A 20,650-nucleotide genomic window follows, 5' to 3' on the forward strand; every position below is an offset into this window, starting at 1 on the left:
TACGCAGTTTAAAGCGACGTAATCCAGGCTCAAAACGAAATACACTGCTTTGGTCTACCCTAATTAAAGATTGATCATTAAAAAATAATTGGGCTTCTGAACTGGCTCCGGTTTTAACTGCATCTTTAGGAACGATGACATCCTTAAGTTCTGCACGTCGGTGAGTTTGATTGTGCAGGATGAGTTCAACAATTTTAATAACTTTATAAACTTCTGCGCGAGTCAGTGGTTTATCTGTTTGGGCTAAACCTGGGTTTATCCAACTGTAGGTGAGTAATGCACTGAGAATTAATGTTTGATGTAATGACCAATTTCGCCACTTCATCTTCTTTTACCTTGAATGCTTGTTAAATATACTGATGCTGACTATAGTTTAGACTACATAGATTTTCACAAACTTTCCTCAATCTTTATATTACGTTTAATTAAATTGGGAAATTGGGGGCAGAACTAATACCAATTCGCAATTCGCAATTCGCAATTCGCAATTCGCAATGAACTAACGTCCCGCTACGCTAACGCAATGGGCTAAAGCCCCGCTCCGCTAACGCAATGGACTTCTCTCCGAGACGCTAACGCAATTGATAAATCCTGACTCGACAAAGGTTTCTGGGTTTGGATCTATATCAGAATTTTAGTGAATTGGTATAACGACTATTGACTACCTAAATAAAAACCCCTGGGTGTTCCAGGGGTCAGGGTTTCGCTGAGATAAGTAATGGTTACTACAATTTGTCTAGAAGTAATTCCTGATTCAGCCGCAAAAATTTTCCGTCATTTTTCGATTTCACAGCAACCCCATAGTTCTACACCCCTTTCAATAAAAGCTGCACAGCTTTTTCGATATCTGTTTCTTTCATCAAAGATTCTCCTACGATGACTGTATTAGCACCTGCTTGCTTTACGAGTGATAAGTCAGCGTGTGTGTATAGTCCCGATTCTACGACTACGATGATACCTAAGTCTTGTAATTGCGATCGCCTTTGGGCAAGTATGTTTTGAGTTGTACTCAAATCAATGGAGAAGTCTGCGAGGCTTTGGTTGTTAATACTGATGATGCGGACATCTTCTAGCTTCAGCACTCTATCTAGTTCTACTAAGGTATGTACTTCTACTACAGCATTCATTCCCAAATAGTGAATGATGCGTAAAAAGTCCTGTATTTCCCTATCTGTGAGGATGGAAGCCATTAGCAAGATTGCATCTGCACCGGCGGCGCGTGCTAAATAAATTTGGCAGGGATCAATGACAAATTCTTTACATAGTAAGGGTAATGCAATACGTTTACGAAGGATGCGTAAAATTTCAAAGCTGCCATGAAAAAAGGATCTGTCGGTAATTACGGAAATACAACCTGCACCACCTCTTTCATAGGCTTGGGCGATCGCGATAGGATCAAAGTCTGTACGGATGATTCCACGTCTGGGTGAAGCTTTTTGAATTTCTGCAATCAGGCTGGGTTTATGGAGATTTTGTTGTAAAGCAGTGCAGAAGTCTCGCACGGTTGGCGCAGCTGTTAACTGGCGTTGTAGTGAAGCTAAAGACATTTGTTGGTGTAGCTGAGATACTTCTTGCTTTTTCTGCCAAACAATCTCTCTGAGCATTGGTTGTAAACTGGTGATGTTAACGGCACTAACTGGGTACATTTTCCAAATTTAAAATAGCAGAACTCTGACGAACTAGGTTTGAAGTGTACAGAAGTTGAATCAAAAGTAAATAATAATCTTTTTACCCTTTACTTTTGATTTTTCTCCTTACCTCCTGTTGTTAAACATAGTGTTCTATATCCACTACCCTTTGATTTGGCATCCAGTTTGATTGCAGACGAAAAATTTCTTGATTCTCTGAAGTTTGGGTGGTTGCTTTTTTGTTTAAACAGTTGTTTTTCAGTAATCGGATATAAGTGCGATATGGCATATATTCCATAGGATTATAGCCGAAGAACCGTAGCAGTAAAACGCAAGCCCAGGAATACTTTCCAGCGATAATAGCTTTGATAATCTGTTCTATTTGTTCGTTATTTATTTTTTTGACATTCTGTGAATGACAACTGGTGTTTTGTTGATACATATTTTTCCCTGATGATGATTCAGTCTTGATTACAAGACTTTTTTAAAAGATGGTCAGATAAAGTGCTGTTAGAGGATGTTTGAAATTTATGGAATTGATGGTAGATGCTTATTCCCATTAATTGGGTGCTGCTTTTAGGTGAAGGATTATCTTGTTAGCTGAATACAACCTGTAGTTTGATGATGATTTTGGCTGACTTTTGATGATTGTAAGTAGATGGATAAAGAGCATTTTTCACGGTCAGCATTCCTGTCTATCATTGAGTGTAGTGTCTGGAGAGATATATAGAATATCCCCAAAGTTTAGATGAGAACGTGAATTTGCAAATCATAGGATGATTTGTTGTGGTATGTGGGAGGGCGTATGGAGTATTAACATACCTTACCGGAGGTGTTGCTTGAGAGCTTCCTGATTTGGCTTGTTTCCCTATCTCAACTCAAAAATTTTGACACTACAGCACAGTTGAATCAGCAAATTGCTGCAAATAGTTCTTAAAAATAGGAGTGGATTTCACTAGTTAGTATTTTTATCTGCTGAATAAATATCTATATAGCTAACCCGACTCCTAAAAATGAACCGTTTTGCAGAAGCAGCTTCTTTGCTAAGATTACTCAATCTTGTGCAGTAGATATATGATTATTATTTTGCTAGATATATCTTTTTTTTCGGTTTTGGATTACCGTTAATTTTTGTCTCTAATTGAAAGTAAATATGCGCGACAAGCAATTATACCATTATTTATCACAATAAAAAATCTTGTATTTTTAACATCAGTAAAAAAATATGGCTGAGATTGAATATCTTGAATATTTTGTTACTTTCATTTCCATCTATTTAGTAATTCATTACTATTTTTTTTAGGCTAAATTTTTCTCAAATTTAATAATGAATATTTTATGTATAGCAAAATACCTTTTGTCTTAATATTTTTTATTTCTTAAGGTAGATACCTCACTCTAACTCAGGTATATACTCTAAAAAATGTACTTCCATCGGCAGATGACTGGGTATATTCTTATGTAGTTTAATCCCTATGAAGAAGAAATTAACACTCTTTTGTATCTTCTAAAACTCATCTATGATTGATGAAATTGTCATTCTTTGTAATCTGTAAACACACAGAGGTTATTATCTTTATTATTTGAAATGATATGCTAAATTTATTTTCAGATTTGTTGATTGTCTCTTGAAAAGAGAGAAAGTAAAATTGATTAGCAAACAATATAATCAATAAATTTTAAATTTAAAAATAAAAATGATTTCACCATATATATTTCAAGTATTCATTAAACTTTGGTAAAGGTATTGACATTTTTGTCTCATCGAAATGGCAAAATTGACATAGATGTATTTCTAAGATAATTATTTTTCTTTGTTATCAAAACTTTAGTAGGTTTTAGTAACTTGTTACCGACCACAACTATTGGTGATGAAAAAATGATACAAGAGTCATCGATAATAATCCTTGTAATTGAAGATGAAACTGATACTCGCAATCTGTTTTTAAATATTTTAGAGTCGGAAGGTTTTGAAACAATTGGTGCTGAAAACGGTGCTGAGGGAATTAAGGAAGCACAAAAACATTTACCAGACCTCATTATTTGTGACATTATCATGCCGGACATGGACGGATATGATGTTTTAAACAATCTGCGTCAAGAACCTGTAACAGCAATTATTCCCTTTATTTTTCTGACTGGTAGTGATGATAAGGCAGCTATCCGTAAGGGAATGGAATTAGGTGCTGACGACTATATTACCAAACCCTCGACCATAGAAGAGTTACTAAGAGCGATCGCAGTTCGTTTAGAAAAGCAAGCTTTATTTAAATACTTGTATGCGGGTAAATCTCAACTAAATTCTGAGTCTCTGGTGCTTGAGCCTGAGTTTGTTTTCCCATCAATACCTCATCTCAAGGAAGTGTTTGATTATATAGAGGCTCATTATCATGAAGGAATTACGCTATCGGATGTAGCAGAAGCGGTTGGTTATTCAGCAGCTTATTTAACTAATCGTGTTGCGAAGGAAACAGGAGATACTGTCAACGGTTGGATTCTCCAGCGTCGCATGGCCGCAGCGCGTCCCCTACTCAAAAATACTGATAAGACGATTGAGCAGGTGGCTACAGCATTAGGTTATCAAAATGCCTGTCATTTTTCTCGTCAATTTCGCCAACATCATGGTTTACCCCCAAGGCGTGGAGAAAGCAGCAACAATCTTCTCAATATGAGAAAAAAGCTCAGTGGGGGAAGTGTTTACCTTTAGTCATTAGTCATTAGTCATTAGTCATTAGTCATTAGTCATTAGTCATTAGTCATTAGTCATTAGTCATTAGTCATTAGTCATTAGTCATTAGTCATTAGTCATTAGTCATTAGTCATTAGTCATTAGTCGTTTTTCTTTGGTGAAGCTTTGGAATAGTAATTGTATTCCTAAAGCAAGTAAACCAATGGCTACTATAGCAAATACCCCAGATCCCAAGGCGACGATACCCACTACTAGAGTACGAACGGCGGAGGTAATTTTGATGACTAGTTGGTTGTCGGAATGGACTGGTTTTTGTGCGAAGGTTGTAGCGATCGCAATCATGAGAGAATACGAGCCATATCCCATTACGCCAGAAATAATTGACCCTGTAAGACAGCGTAACGGACTAGCTGTAACTTGTGTGTTTGTATCTGTGGTTGGTGTCGTGTTTTGTTCTGTCATAGGTTAGTTATTAGTCAATAGTCAATAGTCATCAGTCAATAGTCAATAGTCAATAGTCAATAGTCAATAGTCAATAGTCAATAGTCAATAGTCAATAGTCAATAGTCAATAGTCATTACTCATTACTCATTACTCATTACTCATTACTCATTACTCATTACTCAGCACTCAAGCCACCTGAATTCCCTGTGCAATTGTGCGAGTCACGAATAATTCTAAATCTTCGTCGGGAATTGCTTCTCTAATTTGTAACTTAACTTGTTCTGCTTCTGTTTGAGATGCACAGATAGCAAAGACTGAAGGGCCAGAACCAGACATCATTGTTCCGATAACACCGGCTTGAGCTGCAAATAGTTCTCGTAGTTGTGTAACTTGGGGATAGGCGGGTAAGACTACACGCTCTAAATCATTGTGCAGTTGTTGAGATATTTCTGTGGCATTTTTATCTAAGATAGCTTTAACCATTGCACTGGAATGAACGGCGGCGGCTCGTGCTGCTAAGTCGTTGGTATCTTTGAGATAGCCACTACCATACTCTTGACGATAGGTTTTATATGCCCAAGCTGTGGATACTTCGAGACTACGATATTTAGCCAATACTATATATATATGATCTAAACTCGGCAGGGGTGAAAGTTTTTCTCCTCTTCCTGTGGCAATGACTGTCCCGCCTGCGATGCAAAATGGGATATCTGAGCCGAGTGTCGCGCCGAGTTCTTCAAGTTCTGATTGAGTTAGTCCCAAGTTCCAGAGTAAATCTATTCCAACTAGAACTGCTGCTGCATTGGTTGAACCTCCCGCCAAGCCGGCTGCTACTGGTATGTGCTTGTGGAGGGTGATATCGACTCCGCCGTATTTAGCGAAAGCTTCGGGAAATTTTTTCGCCATGAGTTCGGCGGCGCGATATACGAGATTACTTTTATCTGTTGGGACTTGGGGATGGTTGCAATGTACTTGAATCGTGTCACTGCTGATGGATTTTAGTTCAATTTTGTCGGCGAGGTCGATACTCTGCATAATCATGACTAACTCATGATAACCATCTGGTCTGTCGCCGATGATTTCTAAATACAAGTTGATTTTGGCGGGAGCAATTAAACTGTAACTACGCATGATCAATTCAAAATTCAAGAGTGGGGACTACTTTTGGGTTTCCCAGTCAACTGTCAACCGTCAACAAGTTGGCTAATTCTACCCATTGCTGTGTGCTGATGTCTTCAGCTCTGGCTTGGGGGTTTATATTTAATTGTTCCAGTAATTGGCTCAGGCGATCGCGGTCGATGACAGATTGCAGGTTATTCCTGAGCATTTTGCGTTTTGCACCAAAGCCCAACTTAAGTAAATTCTCTAATTTTTTGGGGTCGTTGGCGGGTGTTTCTATTTGTCGGGGACGTAACCTAACAACGGCGGAATCTACTTTTGGTGGTGGATAAAATGCGCTGGCGGGGACGTGACAAACTAACTCACACTCAGCTAGATATTGAACTCTCACTGACAATGCACCAAAGGTTTTTGAGCCGGCTTTAGCATATAATCTTTCCGCGACTTCCTTTTGAATTAGTAACACGATTGACTCAAAAGGTGTGGGGTTTGGATTGGCGATTGTACCTAAGAGTTTTTCAATAATTGGCCCGGTAATATTGTAGGGTATATTCGCCACAACTTTATTTTGATTTTGAAAGTTGGTAAATGCTGTTAAGTTGGTGGCTAAATCTAATGTGAGAAAGTCACCTTGCAGTAGGATAAAGTTGTCTTTACTCCCTAATTGTTTCACTAATAATTTACACAAATCGCGGTCAATTTCGACAGCTAATAAAGACTGTACTAAAGGTAGTAAACGGCGGGTGAGAATACCTGTACCGGGGCCGATTTCTAGGATACGGTCATTTGTACTACAATCAGCCGCCTTGACGATCGCATCCAAAACCTTATCACTTTTGAGCCAATGTTGAGCAAATAGCTTGCGCGGTCGAACCATTATTTTTCCTTGCTACATCTAAATCTTAGCATTTGACTAAAAAGCCATTTCTTACTTTTTGCTTACTTTGTTAGGGCAGTTTTTCGGGCTTTTTGTTGATTTTAGTATTGACATTAAGTATTTTATGTGATATGAAATTTGATGCGATCGCCTGAAATTAACGAGCAATGAGACTACCAAAATATCGTCCTCCTACCCATCCTGGGGAAATTTTAGTCAAAGATTTTTTAGAGCCTTTGGGAATATTACCAGATGAACTTGCTCAAATAATTGATATTCCCAATGTGCAGATAAATGAACAGCTTAGAATCACATCTAACACTGCATTAAAGTTAGCAGCACTATGGGGAAATAGTGCAGATTTTTGGGTGAACCTGCAAGCAAATTGGGAGCTATACCACAACAGTAAATTTAATAATCTTGAGAATGAGCAACCTTAGTGACGGTAATTAATAAAGCTGGTTCTTGGATGTGATAAACAATTCGATACTCATTGATAACAACTAAATATAAATTTTCCCCAACCGCCAAATTTCTCGCTCCTTCTGGAATTGGGTTAAATGCTAACTCTTCTAATTTTTTCATCACCTGTTGTTGCACTTGAGAATTGAGTCTCTGAATCTGCTGCACAACTGTCGATAAAACTTGTACTTGATAGCTCACTATCCTAATTGCCTTTTCAGGTCTTCAAAAGATATGGTGTTGACTGATGCTGACTCTAAAGCTGCGTGAGCATCCTGTATATCGATTTTGTCACGCTTGGCTGCAATCAACTGCTGCAAATGTTCCATTGAATTTATTTCAATTCCTGGTTCTTCTCTGAGCTTGCGAGTTAACGCATAGAAAGCTTCATTATCGTCCCGATGTTCTAAAACATAAGCTCTTAACTCTTGCTTCGTCATCGCTGCAAAATTTGGCTTGGTCATAAATACCTCACACTACCATTAGGGAGTATTTCTAATTGAGTTTCATCTCCAGCTAGGATGTAAATACGGTTAGTAGTTTCATCTATTCTCACCAAGTGAATTGAGCAGTACATATTAGTCAAATGGTAGCAGACCCTAAAAAGCTCTTTTGCTTGTTCTGCCGTTGGCTCTTGCATAATTTATAGTCAATTGCAGCGATCGCTAATCACTCATCCTACTAGAATATGCCTCACCAGCGATCGCCCTTCCTCTCCCTCTTTGCGTCTTTGCGCCTCTGCGTGAGAAAATCCTACACATAATTACTATGCAAAAATACTAAAAAAATGACAGACACATCCTCAGACAGCATTTGGATAGTCACCGACGAAGCACCGCAAATTACAGTTACCGAAGGGACTAAAGGTATAACTGGTAATACCCGCAGTTGGCGAGAAGAAACCACAGAAACCACCAAAAGCGTAGGCGATGCAGTCAAAGTCAGCACCCAGAAATTAGAACAAGAAATGACACACTTCCTAGAAGTAGTCGGACGCTTGTTTAGTCGTGCAGAACAGCAAGCCAAAACGAACAACGGAATGCAGCTAGACGAGATTGAGTTATCCGTAGAAATTAGTGCTGAAGGTGAAGTTAAACTAATCGGTAACGGTGCCAAAGCAGGCGGAAAAGGCGCGATTAAGCTAGTATTTAGGCGACAAGAACCAAAATAGAATGGCGAAGAATTTAGCGATCGCGATCGGTGTTAACCAGTATGATTATTTGCAACCGCTAAATTATGCCAAGCGGGATGCAATGTTAATGCAGAATTTTCTCCGCAACGAGGCGGGGTTTGAGAAAGTCTACTTCTTCTCTGATGATTCCCCTGATGTTAGCGGTAAATCAACTCGTCCCACCCGCACTAATTTACTGCGAATCTTGCGCCAGTTATTTGACACTCCTTGTTTGGGTGCGGGTGATAACTTTTGGTTTTTCTTCAGTGGACATGGTATCCGCCATGCTGGAAGAGATTATCTCATGCCTAGTGATGGCGACCCAGAAGATATTGAAAATACAGCCATTTCTATTAACTTAGTGACTGAACGCCTGCGTCGGTGTGGTGCGGATAATGTTGTCTTGATTTTAGATGCTTGTCGCAGTTTGGGAACTCGTGCTGGCGAAGGTATCGGGAGACAAACAGCAGAGGAAGCGCGTCAACAAGGAGTTATTAGTATATTTTCCTGTAGTCCCCAGGAGTATTCTTATGAGATTTCAGCATTAGAGCAAGGTGCTTTTACCTGTGCGTTATTGGAAGGGTTGGGAATTCAGGGTAAATGTGCCACGGTTGAGAGGTTAAATCAGTATCTCAGTTTTCGTGTGCCGGAATTGGTGCGTCAGCATATAAATAAGAAGCAAACACCTTATATTATTGCTGAACCTGTAACTAAATCTCATCTCATACTTGTACCGCAACACGCCACCCTAGCAGATATCGCCACACTGAAAAATGATGCTTACCAAGCCGAAGTCAACAGAAATCTAGATTTAGCAGAAAAATTATGGATTCGGGTGTCAGCGGCTGCTTTAGGAAATGATATGGAAGCGGTGAATGCGTTCAAAAGAATTGCACAACAGCAACATAGTCCGATGAATTCTCAAACTCCACAACCAACGCCAGAACCAACCCCACAAGAACCCCAAAATCCCACAATTCCAGGTAAACAACGCCGACTGGAAAACAAACGAAATAGACTTGAGCAAGAATGGGAAACTCGGAGTGAGAAAGTTGACGCGATTAGAAAAGCTTTAGCTATTGAGACTGATCCTAGTAGAAAGTTTCAATTAGAAAAGCAACTTCAGCAGGAGGAAACTGAGCTACAGCATACCGAGAATCAGCTAGATGAAATTGAGAATCAGCTAGATGAAATTAAGAAGCCGTTTCAACCTCAACCTATTACAATTCAACAACAGTCTAAGTCAGGTACAGTTCCAGAACCGCCAGAACCAGAACCAAAAGACACCTTACAAACCTTTTCATTTGAAGTAGTGACAGTAAACGCACAAGGGAAAATCACCAACCGCCAAAACCGGACAGCAAAATATTTTGCAGAAAACTTGGGGAATGGTGTCACCTTAGAAATGGTGCAGATACCAGGGGGAACATTTATGATGGGTTCACCGAAAAGCGAGAAAGACCAAGGCTTAGATGAAAGTCCCCAACATCAGGTGAGAGTTCCCGGCTTCTTCATGGGGAAGTATCCAGTTACCCAGGAACAGTATCAAGCCATTATGGGAACAAATCCTTCCAACTTCAAAGGTGATAAAAGACCTGTAGAGCAAGTCAGTTGGGATGATGCAGTAGAATTTTGTCAGAAATTGAGTCAGAAGACAGGAAAAACCTACAGGCTACCCAGCGAAGCGGAATGGGAATACGCCTGTCGTGCAGGAACAACCACACCGTTTTATTTTGGGGAAACCATCACTACAGATTTAGTTAACTATGATGGTAACTATCCTTACGGTGCAGCACCTAAAGGTGAATATCGTAAAGAAACAACAAATGTCGGAATATTTCCGCCGAACGCTTTCGGATTATATGATATGTGTGGTAATATATGGGAATGGTGTCAAGATTTCTATAATAATAGCTACCAGGGCGCGCCGACAGATGGTAGTGCGTGGTTGACAGGTAGCAATAATAACTTGCGAGTGCTGCGCGGTGGTTCGTCGTACAGCTTTCCTGGGGATTGCCGTTCTGCTAATCGCAACAGGATCAACCCCGGTTACGTCAACAGCGACGGCGGTTTTCGGGTGGTGTGCGTTGGTGCTGCGGCGAGGAATTCTTAGCACTTTACACTTTTGACCTTTAGCCCTCTGCACTTCTTATTCTTTTCCCTTCTTACTCCCCCGCCGTCAGGCGGAAAAATATTTTTTTTCAAAATCTGGTGTCTAGATATCAAAACTATTATACACCAAATTTAATCGCGAGGCCTTAAGAAACCGGATTTCTCGCTAAGAAACCCGATATTGTTGCAGCGAACCTAAAAGAAACCCGGTTTCTGGCTTCGCGCGGGAACCTAAAAGTTCTGGTTTCTCGCGGGTATCGCGGATGACGATCGCTAATTGGCAAAGATATAAATGTAGTGAGAAGAACTATATAATCAAATGCCAATTCGGGATGTAAAGTTTCAAGCGGGCAACTACTACCACATTTACAATCGAGGTAATAACCGCGAAGCGATATTCTTTGAGCGTCAAAATTACCTATACTTCCTACGTCTCATGGAAAGACACCTTGTAAATAAGGGTGTAGAAATAGTTGCTTACTGCTTGATGCCAAATCATTATCACTTATTGGTTTACCTAAACATAGATAATTTATCAAACTTAATGCAGCCATTTATGTTGGCTTATACAAAAGCTATAAATAAACGGTTTAAGAGAGTTGGTTCGTTATTTCAAGGGCGTTTTCAATCTATACACATAGATAGTAACGAATATTTATTACACCTATCTCGATACATTCATTTAAACCCAGTTAATGCTAATTTAGTGAAAAGTCCTCAAGACTGGGAATTTTCCAGCTATTCAGAATATATAGTGCCTCACAATCATGAAATCATCAAAAGTGATAAAGTTTTGCAGCACTTTGTTTCATTAGACAGTTACCGTCTATTTGTAGAATCTCCTAAAGAAACCGGACTATGATGAAATAAACTTGTGTACACGGTAGCCTGCAACGAGAGAGACTTTGAATTTGTGGTTAGGAAGTGAAAAAGCACTGTAGAGACGTTGCAATGCAACGCCTCTAAATCTAAGTTATTAGATGAAAATTTGCCGGATTAAAATACTCATCACCTCACCTTGGTTAGCCATCGGTAACAGTGGACTCCAATCACCCACACTAGCGTAACCAATTACCTGCAAATAGCGAATTGTACTAGTAACGGCTTGGGGAGAACCGATGAGCAGATGCTTAATCTTGTCTCTTTGGGGAACTGGCTGTGTAGAAGATTGATTGAGGTTGAGTGTATCTATATCTGCACTCTGCAAGTATTGTGTGAACTGTGCCATCATTGTAATTATCTCCTTGTTAGAGGGGCTAGATAACGGCGATCGCTTTCTTCTTGACCGGATTGGGCGATCGCCTTTATCATGCTTAAATAATAAAGTATAAATTTATACTTGTCAAACATAAAGTCAATAATTTCTGTTAGGAATTATCCATTTTTTGAGAAATAAATTATGTATAATATTTACAATAATTTTTAATAAAACCACTCCAGAGACTAAGCTTAATTGAGGTAAAAATTTAGACTAGGAGCAAAGTTAAATGACAGCAATTACATTCAACCTCAACCGGATTATTCAACTAAATGACGAGCAGTTTTACCAAATATGTCAAGAAAATCCTGGAGTTAAATTTGAGCGCAATGCTAAAGGAGAAATCATAGTTATGCCACCCACAGGCGGAGAAACAGGAAACCGTAATTTTGAAATTGATGTTGAATTTGGTATATGGAATCGCCAAGCCAAATTAGGTGTATGTTTCGATTCTTCCACCTGTTTTAAATTACCCAACGGTGCAAATCGTTCTCCTGATGTAGCGTGGATAAAAAAAGCTAGATGGGATGCACTCACACCACAACAACAAAAGAAATTCCCCCCAATAGCACCAGATTTTGTATTGGAGTTAATGTCACCCAGCGACGACTTAGAAGAAATTCAAGCCAAAATGCGGGAATATATGGATAACCAAGTAAAGTTAGGGTGGTTAATTAATCCCCAAACCAAACAAGTAGAAATTTATCGTCAAAATCAGCCAGTAGAAATTCTTGATAGCCCTACCCAACTATCAGGAGAAGATATCCTACCAGGATTTATTTTAGATTTGGGGATAGTTTGGAATTAACCTGCTGCTTGAGTGATGGGGATTTCAATCACAAACTCTGCACCATTTCCTGGTTCTGAATGACAATATAATTTGCCCTTATGTTTATCAACCACAATTTGATAACTAATAGATAAACCCAAACCTGTACCTTTACCTACACTTTTAGTAGTGAAGAAAGGGTCAAATAACTTGGAAACCACTGTGGAAGGAATTCCCGTACCATTATCTGCAATACTAATTCTCACCCAATTACTATAAATAACTTCAGTCCGAATTGTAATTTGTCCCTGTTCACTCATACATAAGCTTTCCAAAGCATCAATAGCATTGCTCAAAATATTCATAAATACCTGATTAAGCTGTCCAGGGTAGCATTCCACTAGAGGTAATTCACCATACTCCTTAATTACCAAAATTTCTGGATGGTCTGGTTTAGATTTCAAGCGATTATGTAAAATCATCAAAGTGCTATCAATGCCTTCATGAATATCCACGTCTTTAAATTCTGCTTCATCTAAACGAGAGAAATTACGGAGTGATAGAACAATTTCACGTATGCGCTGAGTTCCGACACGCATAGATTTCAGAAGTTTAACTAAATCTTCCTTTAAAAAATCAAATTCAATATCAATTAATGTTTCTTGAATTTCTTCTGGGGGATAAGGATAATATATTTGATACAGTGCCACTAAGCGCAGCAAATCTTGGGCGTATTCACTAGCAGGAATTAAATTACCATGAATGAAGTTAACAGGATTATTAATCTCATGAGCTACACCTGCAACCATATTACCCAATGAAGACATTTTCTCACTTTGGATCAGTTGAGCTTGGGTAAGTTGCAATTCCCGCACAGTATTTTCTAAACTTTCAGCTTGTTGTTGCAATTTTATTTCGGCTCGTTTACGTTCTGTGATGTTAGTTGATACCCCTAAAATTTGCTTAACTCTACCATCAGCATTGCGATTAAAAGGTGTTTCTCGACTGTATAACCAACACCATTCATTATTCTTATCTTGAACACGAAATTCAAATTCTACAATCTCACCGTCATTAGCAGTGAGGAATTTTTGGTGATAAATGGCGATTTTGCCTAAGTCTTCTGGGTGTAGAATATTGAAGAGTAACTTGTCTCCCATCTCCTGCACTTCTTCCACAGAATAGCCAACCAGACTATAAAGTTCTCTGTTGGCGTAAACATTACGTTGTTCTTCTAAATCAAAAATATAGATCAGATTAGGCGTAGAATTAGCAATGCGCTGAATTAAATGTTGACTTTCTCGCAGTGCGGCTTCAGCTTGTTTACGTTCTCGAATATCACGAGTAATAGTAGCAAAATACAAAGGTTCGTTCGTTTCTGGATTCCTCAGAATGAACATATTGTAATCAACATTAATCACTGCTCCGGTTTGAAAGTGTCGGAAGCGAATCTCTTCTTCCCACATACCATATTTTATAACTTTAGGAATTATAGATTGCTGGACATATTCTCTATCTTCTGGAAAAAAGAATTCCGAGATTTTTAAGTCTTCAGGGAATGATGGATGTTCTAAACCCACCATTCTCCTACCAGCTTCATTCAGAAATATAGGTTTGCCTGCAAGAGTTGCAAAACCAATAAAATCGCTACTATTTTCAATGACTGAGACAAATAATTGGCGTTCTTGTTCAGCTTTTTTAGGTTCGGTAATTTCTGTTGATGTGACAACAATTTGAGAGATGCGAGAATTATCATCCCAAAGAGGTGTAGCATTAATCAACCACCAAGTATCTACTTCTTCATAGCAGAAAGATTCCTCAAAGAATATGCTTTTTTTCGATTGAATACAATCTTTGTAGTGTTGAAGATAGCGATTAGCCATTTCTTCAGGGAACACCTCAGTAATTTTTTTATCCAAGCAAGCTTCTAAAGGCATGAGGCTATTTTTTAACATGGCAGGATTAAATTTCACCAACCGAAAGTCTGCGCCATCATCCAAAACATCCAAAACACAAATACCGTAATCTACACCTTCCCAGATACTTTGTAAGAATTGCGCCTGCTGTTGTAGCTTTTGTTCTGCTTGTTGGCGATCGCGTAGCGCAGCTTGTTGTGCGGTAATATCTAGAAGATAACCATACCAAACCACTTCTCCCTCTGGGCGGCGTTCTGGTTTAGAAACTGCCCTCACCCATTTCTGTTCGCCAGTAGTAGTAATGACACGCCACTCATGTTCAAACTTTTGCAGAGTCTGAGCAGAAAGAGACATTGCAATTTGAACATCAGGCAAATCTTCAGGGTGAATATCTGCAAGAGATATAGATGAATCATTTTCTAACTCTTCTGCACTTCTACCCGTAATTTCTTGACATCCAGATGAAACATAGGAAAAAAACTGTGTACCATCAGGTTGGAGATGAAATTCATAGAGCATTCCTGGCACATTGTCTGCTAATCTTTGAAATCTTGCTTCACTCTCCAATAAAGCCTTTGTTCGTTCCTCAACTCTGGTTTCTAATTCTTCATTTAAGCGTTTGAGTTCGGCTTCTGCTTGTTTGCGTTCCGTGATATCTAACATGACACCACAAAAGATGACTTCCCCTTGATGATTTTTCGTAGGAGTTGAGTCGCCTTGCCACCAACGAATCTCACCATTAGGCTTTACCAAGCGTCCCTCATAATGCCACGGAGTCACATTTTCGATAGCCTCCATAATAGAAGCAATCGTGCTTTGAATATCTTCTGGATGGATAAGAGCAAAAAAGCAGTCTATATCCTCCATCATTTCTAAAGCAGTAATTCCAGCCAATTCCCAAATAAAATCACTAACATAATCTATTCGCCAAACACCATCACAATATGTAAATTGATAAATTGCTCCTGGTAAATTATTGGCAATATCCTGCAACCGTCGTTCACTATTGGCTAAAGCTATCTCTGCTTGTTTACGTTTAGTAATCACTTCCGTAAACATCACTGTACCGCCCACCGCGCCCGAATGTTCGTACCAAGGATGTATTTCCCACCTCACCCAGTCAGTGGTGCCATCCAGGCGAATAAAAGCATCTTCATCGCATTTTTCGATCGCGCCACTCAAACAACGTTGGTGAATTGTCTGCCAAAATGAGGAGACTTCCGAGCAGAATTCATAATGGGAATGGCCAATAATATCTTGATTACCTAAGCCTAAATTTTCCCGCCAACGACGGCTAGCCAACAAGTAGCGCATTTCTCGGTCAAAAACTGCGATCGCTGCCGGTGTATATTCCATAAATAAGCGCATCTGTTCTTGGCTGACTTTCTGCTCCTCATCTGCTACTAGTTGGCGTAGCTGTTTTAACTCCTCCTGTAGAGCTTCATACGTATTTCTATCTACGGTTATCAGATGATCAGCCATAGTTGCGCCACTTCCTGATTCAGAGTTTGCTGGTAACATCACTATCTATGTTTCCCAATCTCTGGCTCATAGCATCAAGTCAATAGTCAATAGTCATTAGTTATTAGAAAGCTATACAGCAGTTTGCAAATAGCCATAAAATTCAAGATACAGTACCTCTTTTTCCTGTTGCTGCAAGACTAAACACTATTTCTAACTTAATATTTCTCCTATTTGATGTTTAATTAACAACTGTTTTAATGTCGCGTTTTCGGCTTTCAAAGTTAAAATTTCAGCTTCTAATTCGCTAATTCTTTCCTTCAGAGCTTCCTTAGAAGTACCTTGTCGATGAATCACTACCTCCTTATAAATTTCTAAATTGGTATCTTCATTCATCCATCTTTGGTAAGTCTTGGTATGCTCTTGCACACTATGCCCCATGTAATCGGCCATAGTTTTAATTGGCACACGTAAGCGATGCCCACGAATAGCATAGGCGTGGCGCAAATCATAAGGTCTAAAATTTAAATTACTATTCCTAAATCGGACGTAAAGTTTTGCTGTTCGATTACTCAACTTACCTTCATTAAAAGGTAATCTAATATTCTTTAGCTGAAATAATTCCACCCACTGAGGATGCAAGGGAGGAATCCCACAACTGCGTTCACCTGTTTTTGTTCCTTCCGTCAAACTGGGGTTCAAATTCACTAAATTAAATGTATTATTGGGGTTGATAAATGCCTCTACATCAACGGCAAAAAGTTCATGAGGTCTTAAGCCATAAGTCGCTAACATTCCATAAGCCCATTGCCATTGTTCTGGCTGTGTCAGATTATCTTTACTTGTGTATACTGATAACGGCATACCTATTTGTAAATAGCCTTGAATGATTTCGTCATCTGAAGGAATTTTGCGGATAGTTGGCTGGGGTTTAGCAGTAGCATAGGCATAAATAGTTTTAGATTCGTCAAAACCACAAAAATCACAGAATTTTTTGAGTTGCCATACTAAGAAAAACCGTGATGATGTATTGGGACGAGTTTTTTCTAAAGCTTCTTCTAAGGCTTGTGTCGATAACGGAACATCTGGAGGGAGTTTTTTTAGATGTCGGAGATAATGACTTTCCCAAGTTTTAATACCACGCCTATTCTGTTCGTGAGTCTTCCAGAATTCTCGCTCATAGTCTTGAATTAACTCCGCAATCATTTTTGTTGATATACCCTGATTTACGGGTTCTATTCTCTGCGCTTGCTTACCCAGTAACTCTGGAGTCCATTGAAATTGTTTGGTAATTAATAATAAATCTAATTCTCTAGCCTTTAATACTGCCATTTTTACGCCTGCATCGTTAGCAGTCAAACCACAAGAGATTGTGTATTGTTTATTAGGACTACCTTGTTTACCAATGTCTCCAGGTTTACAAGGGAAAGTACCCTGTAGTCCGATAGTTTTAGGACTGGTGAGTTTTAATTTAATCTTGACTCTATCTAAATACAAGGCTGTATTAGCTTGTTGAACAGCGTATTTAATGCGGAGATATTCACGTTCTAACTTAGCTAGTTCATCAGCACTTGAATGTTTAGGTTTCCATAGCTTCCACTTAGAAGCATCCCATTGTTCAATCGGTATACCTTCCCATTCAGAATTGCGGGGGTTAAAAGTATTTGCAGGCATAATAGAGACTAGAAAACATTAGATAAGATAGAGATTTCAGTGCGTAGAACACTTGAGAGTGTGTCACACCATACTCAAATTATGTATATTCTATATTCTAGAATAAGATTATTTTTACATTCTTACTAATATTAAAGTAGTAAAATTAAGATAGAAAGTATGGGATTTTCTGCGGAATAGATAGTAGTAAAACTGAAGTTAAGAAAGAAGATACACAATTAAAGTTATAGATTATGAGTTCCAGATATTTTTTACCATTAATCATCGCCGCGATCGCAGCTACCACCTCTAGCTGCACCAACAACCTCCCAGAAGCCAGCACAACACCAAATAGTATATCTAGCACCCCAAACCAAAGCATGGCTCAACTAAGAGCCAAATCCAACGGCGTTCAATCTCCCAACGACACCTCAAAAGCTATCTCTAGTAAGACAGTAAATGTCACTTTATATACTAGTGATGTCCAGTGCCAGGAATTTGTCCCGCAAAAAGTCACAGTACCAGCCACAGAACCCTTAACTAATGCCGTAGGTAGAATTATAGAAGAACAAGACACGGCTGATTTTAGCGTATCTGGTTATCGTGTCAGAGTTAAAAATGGTGTTGCTACCATTGATTTAAGACTTGCACCCCAATCTAAACGTCAATTCGCCTCTCTTTCTAGCTGTGAACAATTTGCCCTTTTTGGTAGTCTCCGCAAAACACTTACTAGTAATTCTCAATGGAAAATTCAAGAAGTTCGCTTTACCAATAAGGGCGAAGAAATTGTACTTTAGTTATTTTTGGTTAAACCAAGCTGCTAAATCAGCAACAGTAGCAAAATCTAGTAACGCTTCTCCCAGATTCTCTAACTGTTCAAGCGATAATTCGTGAATTTGCTCGATGAATGAAGCATCAATTTCACCAATCCGGCGATTAAGTTGGCGTAGTATTAAATCTTGCTTTCCTTCTTGCTTTCCTTCTTGTCTTCCTTCTCGTTTTCCTTCTTGCTTTCCTTCTTGTCTTCCTTCTTCTTTGGCTTGTTCTCTATCTCTTTGATACAGTGGTTCTAATCGCATAATTAACTCCCTATCATCCGCTTCTAATTCTTGATTGACTTTTAAATTTTCGCGCAAGTTATAAACTAGTTCCAGTGTTGCTCTCTGGTATGGATGATTTAATGGTAACGCTTGCAGTTCTATAATTGCCTGTGATTGCACGTTTCCCCTACCCAAAAGCCTCAACCATAGTGTTTCCGGTATTTGTGGTAGTTGATGTATGGCGACAATTGCCGTTCTTAGCGCATCTGGAAGAAAATGTACTCCTGTTAACCAATCTGATTTTTGTACCGTTCCAAAGCTGGATAATCTCATTTCCGAGACTGTGGGAGTGAGAACCCACAATTGAGGAATTTCTGAGTCTTGAAGTTTGGTTTTATTGGCCTTAGCTTCTCGTCTTAGCAAAGCTTTAATTTCCAACAATTTGAGAATACAATCACAGATTTCATCGGTGGATGCTGGATTGCGGAATGGTTCTATAATTGCAGGATTTTGAGCAAATCTTCCTAGTAAACCTAGAATTTGTAAATTAGCGTTTAGCTGTTGATTAGGAACGAATAAAACATCGATTTCTTTGATTTCGCCTGCAACTTTTTCTGATGTCTTGATTTCTCCATACTCTTTGAGTAGTTCCTCAAGATAGTCTTTTGCGAATTTGTCATGTATAAAGCGCGTCATTCTGTTTAAATTGGCATAGATTGAAAAATGTGATGATGCGGGTTAAATCATCTAAAAAAGCCTCTGACTTTTCACGTTATGTGGAGAAGTTAACGCAAAACCTAACCCCCTAGCCCCCTTCCCTAGTAGGGAAGGGGGAAAAGTTAAAGCCTCTCCCCGACACGGGGAGAGGTTTGGAGAGGGGTTTTCCAGATCCCGTGAAAAGTCTGAAAAAAGCCTTGTTTTATTTTGAATTTTATAGCTTGCTTCTCCCCCCTGCTCCCTTGCTCCCTGCTCCTCTGCTTTTTCATTCATCCGCCTGTATCCTCACTTCCCGTCTTTTTTAACCACTGTTCTACAAGTTCAGCCACAATATCACTCATTTGTCTCTCCTGCGCTACCGCCGCCGCTTTTAATTGGCGATGGAGTTGCTTAGGTAAGTAGATAGTTGTCCGCGCATAAGCTGGATCTGTGCTTTTAGTGGTAGAAGTGGGTGTATCTGATGTTGGCTGTGGCTGATCTCGCTGTTGACGACTGCGCGCCGCATCAATTAAATCGTCAAAACGACTAGTTTTTTTCTTATTATTCACGGTAAAATCTCCTTCCCTACTGCGGTGTAACACCGCCAAGCTATTTGTGAGTAAGCATCTTTGACTAAATTCACCGGCACACCTTCTAAAGCCGCACGTTGAAAGACAGCTAATCGTCGAATTCCAGATTTAAACACAGGTAAGCCTGCATTTAATAAGGTTGTTCTTGCTTCTTCTCCGGCTTTATTGGGATGTGGTGGAATGATATTTAGCAATATTTTATACTTTACTTTTAAATTTCTCAGCAAATCTACCATTTGTAACGTTGCAGCTAAAGCGATCGCATCTGGAGTAGTCGGAATAACTAATAAATCGCATCCTTTAGCTAGGGTTGTTACCTCATCTATATCTGGACGCGCTGGGGTGTCAATGACTATATGCTCATAAAGCCTAGCTAAACTTACCCCTTGCTGCTCATCAGCCACCTTAAATGGTAAAGAACCGCGATTTGACCAATCTAACGCGATACGGTTTAAATCACCGTCTATCAGAAGGGTATCAGCTTGATTTTGGAAATATGTAGCTAAGTGTAAGGCGGTTGTTGACTTACCCACACCACCTTTGAAAGCCGCCACCGTAATAATCATTTCATTCTGCAATGGAAATAATTTTCTGATTGTCGCACATCTAAGCGTTTAAACATCTAGATATTTAAATTTTTAGATGTTTTGTAGTTAAAATAACAGTAAATAAAATATTTAACTACTGATATTTCATGTATAGATATTTAATACTTAAAATTTATTCAGTAAAATGTAGTGTGTAAATTAAATTAATACAATAAAT

20 protein-coding genes and 2 pseudogenes are annotated in these 20,650 nt (G+C 39.1%); 7 read left to right on the plus strand and 15 right to left on the minus strand.

What is annotated here, in order from left to right; translation table 11 throughout:
* The 3 genes and pseudogenes from CV014_RS18935 to CV014_RS18945 form a co-directional block, all read right to left on the minus strand.
* Positions 1 to 325, minus strand: a pseudogene (locus CV014_RS18935) (hypothetical protein); the annotation flags it as partial.
* Positions 326 to 806: 481 nt separating this feature from the next.
* Positions 807 to 1,646, minus strand: coding sequence for an indole-3-glycerol phosphate synthase TrpC (locus tag CV014_RS18940; protein WP_236143440.1), 840 nt, complete (start codon positions 1,644 to 1,646; stop codon positions 807 to 809).
* A 121-nt stretch (positions 1,647 to 1,767) separates the two neighbouring features.
* A complete protein-coding gene (locus CV014_RS18945) occupies positions 1,768 to 2,070 on the minus strand; it encodes a HetP family heterocyst commitment protein (RefSeq protein ID WP_236143441.1) in 303 nt (100 codons plus the stop codon).
* Between the two features lie 1,437 nt (positions 2,071 to 3,507).
* Here CV014_RS18945 and CV014_RS18950 point away from each other — a divergent pair.
* Positions 3,508 to 4,349, plus strand: a pseudogene (locus tag CV014_RS18950) (response regulator).
* Positions 4,350 to 4,443: 94 nt separating this feature from the next.
* Here the strand turns inward: CV014_RS18950 and CV014_RS18955 are convergent.
* From CV014_RS18955 to rsmA, 3 genes are all read right to left on the minus strand, one after another.
* The gene (locus CV014_RS18955; protein ID WP_236143442.1) at positions 4,444 to 4,779 is read right to left on the minus strand and encodes a DUF3082 domain-containing protein; all 336 of its coding nucleotides are present in this window, start codon (positions 4,777 to 4,779) and stop codon (positions 4,444 to 4,446) included.
* Positions 4,780 to 4,947: 168 nt separating this feature from the next.
* Positions 4,948 to 5,892 carry a 4-(cytidine 5'-diphospho)-2-C-methyl-D-erythritol kinase gene (gene ispE / locus CV014_RS18960; RefSeq protein WP_236143443.1) on the minus strand — a complete coding sequence of 315 codons (945 nt, stop codon included), beginning with the start codon at positions 5,890 to 5,892 and terminating at the stop codon, positions 4,948 to 4,950.
* 46 nt (positions 5,893 to 5,938) lie between these two features.
* Entirely contained in the window at positions 5,939 to 6,757 is an 819-nt protein-coding gene (gene rsmA / locus CV014_RS18965) for a 16S rRNA (adenine(1518)-N(6)/adenine(1519)-N(6))-dimethyltransferase RsmA (protein ID WP_236143444.1), read from the minus strand.
* A 167-nt stretch (positions 6,758 to 6,924) separates the two neighbouring features.
* On the opposite strand from rsmA, the gene CV014_RS18970 reads away from it, so the two are divergent.
* On the plus strand, positions 6,925 to 7,197 hold the full coding sequence (locus CV014_RS18970; RefSeq protein ID WP_236143445.1) for a HigA family addiction module antitoxin: 273 nt from the start codon (positions 6,925 to 6,927) through the stop codon (positions 7,195 to 7,197).
* Here the strand turns inward: CV014_RS18970 and CV014_RS18975 are convergent.
* Genes CV014_RS18975 through CV014_RS30680 form a run of 3 tightly spaced genes read right to left on the minus strand, consistent with a single transcriptional unit; the run spans position 7,169 to position 7,859 of the window.
* A complete protein-coding gene (locus CV014_RS18975) occupies positions 7,169 to 7,420 on the minus strand; it encodes a type II toxin-antitoxin system RelE family toxin (RefSeq protein ID WP_236143446.1) in 252 nt (83 codons plus the stop codon). The two genes, CV014_RS18970 and CV014_RS18975, sit on opposite strands and share 29 nt — an antisense overlap.
* On the minus strand, positions 7,420 to 7,683 hold the full coding sequence (locus CV014_RS18980) for a DUF6887 family protein (protein WP_236143447.1): 264 nt from the start codon (positions 7,681 to 7,683) through the stop codon (positions 7,420 to 7,422). The genes CV014_RS18975 and CV014_RS18980 overlap by 1 nt, the downstream gene beginning before the upstream one ends.
* A complete protein-coding gene (locus tag CV014_RS30680) occupies positions 7,680 to 7,859 on the minus strand; it encodes a DUF6888 family protein (RefSeq protein WP_416233431.1) in 180 nt (59 codons plus the stop codon). The genes CV014_RS18980 and CV014_RS30680 overlap by 4 nt, the downstream gene beginning before the upstream one ends.
* Before the next feature lie 147 nt (positions 7,860 to 8,006).
* Here CV014_RS30680 and CV014_RS18985 point away from each other — a divergent pair, with 147 nt between their 5' ends.
* The 3 genes from CV014_RS18985 to CV014_RS18995 all read left to right on the plus strand — a co-directional run bounded on the left by CV014_RS18985 (position 8,007) and on the right by CV014_RS18995 (position 11,364).
* Positions 8,007 to 8,390, plus strand: a complete 384-nt coding sequence (locus CV014_RS18985; RefSeq protein WP_236143448.1) for a Pepco domain-containing protein — start codon at positions 8,007 to 8,009, stop codon at positions 8,388 to 8,390.
* A 1-nt stretch (position 8,391) separates the two neighbouring features.
* Entirely contained in the window at positions 8,392 to 10,503 is a 2,112-nt protein-coding gene (locus CV014_RS18990) for an SUMF1/EgtB/PvdO family nonheme iron enzyme (protein WP_236143449.1), read from the plus strand.
* A gap of 318 nt (positions 10,504 to 10,821) precedes the next feature.
* Positions 10,822 to 11,364: an REP-associated tyrosine transposase gene (locus CV014_RS18995; protein ID WP_236143450.1), complete on the plus strand. Its 543-nt coding sequence runs from the start codon at positions 10,822 to 10,824 to the stop codon at positions 11,362 to 11,364.
* Positions 11,365 to 11,478: 114 nt separating this feature from the next.
* Here CV014_RS18995 and CV014_RS19000 read toward each other — a convergent pair whose 3' ends face one another.
* Complete coding sequence (locus CV014_RS19000; protein WP_236143451.1) at positions 11,479 to 11,733, minus strand: hypothetical protein; 255 nt, start codon at positions 11,731 to 11,733, stop codon at positions 11,479 to 11,481.
* A 256-nt stretch (positions 11,734 to 11,989) separates the two neighbouring features.
* On the opposite strand from CV014_RS19000, the gene CV014_RS19005 reads away from it, so the two are divergent.
* Entirely contained in the window at positions 11,990 to 12,568 is a 579-nt protein-coding gene (locus tag CV014_RS19005) for a Uma2 family endonuclease (RefSeq protein ID WP_236143452.1), read from the plus strand.
* Here the strand turns inward: CV014_RS19005 and CV014_RS19010 are convergent.
* Positions 12,565 to 15,966: a PAS domain S-box protein gene (locus tag CV014_RS19010; RefSeq protein WP_329608401.1), complete on the minus strand. Its 3,402-nt coding sequence runs from the start codon at positions 15,964 to 15,966 to the stop codon at positions 12,565 to 12,567. The genes CV014_RS19005 and CV014_RS19010 overlap by 4 nt on opposite strands.
* A 153-nt stretch (positions 15,967 to 16,119) precedes the next feature.
* Positions 16,120 to 17,580 carry an integrase gene (locus CV014_RS19020; RefSeq protein ID WP_236143453.1) on the minus strand — a complete coding sequence of 487 codons (1,461 nt, stop codon included), beginning with the start codon at positions 17,578 to 17,580 and terminating at the stop codon, positions 16,120 to 16,122.
* A gap of 233 nt (positions 17,581 to 17,813) precedes the next feature.
* On the opposite strand from CV014_RS19020, the gene CV014_RS19025 reads away from it, so the two are divergent.
* Complete coding sequence (locus CV014_RS19025; protein ID WP_236143454.1) at positions 17,814 to 18,356, plus strand: GerMN domain-containing protein; 543 nt, start codon at positions 17,814 to 17,816, stop codon at positions 18,354 to 18,356.
* Here CV014_RS19025 and CV014_RS19030 read toward each other — a convergent pair whose 3' ends face one another.
* From CV014_RS19030 to CV014_RS19040, 3 genes are all read right to left on the minus strand, one after another.
* The gene (locus CV014_RS19030; RefSeq protein WP_236143455.1) at positions 18,357 to 19,295 is read right to left on the minus strand and encodes a DUF4351 domain-containing protein; all 939 of its coding nucleotides are present in this window, start codon (positions 19,293 to 19,295) and stop codon (positions 18,357 to 18,359) included.
* Between the two features lie 290 nt (positions 19,296 to 19,585).
* Entirely contained in the window at positions 19,586 to 19,864 is a 279-nt protein-coding gene (locus tag CV014_RS19035) for a CopG family transcriptional regulator (protein ID WP_236143456.1), read from the minus strand.
* Complete coding sequence (locus tag CV014_RS19040) at positions 19,861 to 20,451, minus strand: ParA family protein (protein WP_236143457.1); 591 nt, start codon at positions 20,449 to 20,451, stop codon at positions 19,861 to 19,863. Before CV014_RS19040 ends, CV014_RS19035 begins: the two co-directional genes overlap by 4 nt.
* Positions 20,452 to 20,650: the final 199 nt, after the last annotated feature.

It is taken from the genome of Nostoc sp. CMAA1605 (genome assembly GCF_021596505.1).
Taxonomy (GTDB): domain Bacteria; phylum Cyanobacteriota; class Cyanobacteriia; order Cyanobacteriales; family Nostocaceae; genus Trichormus.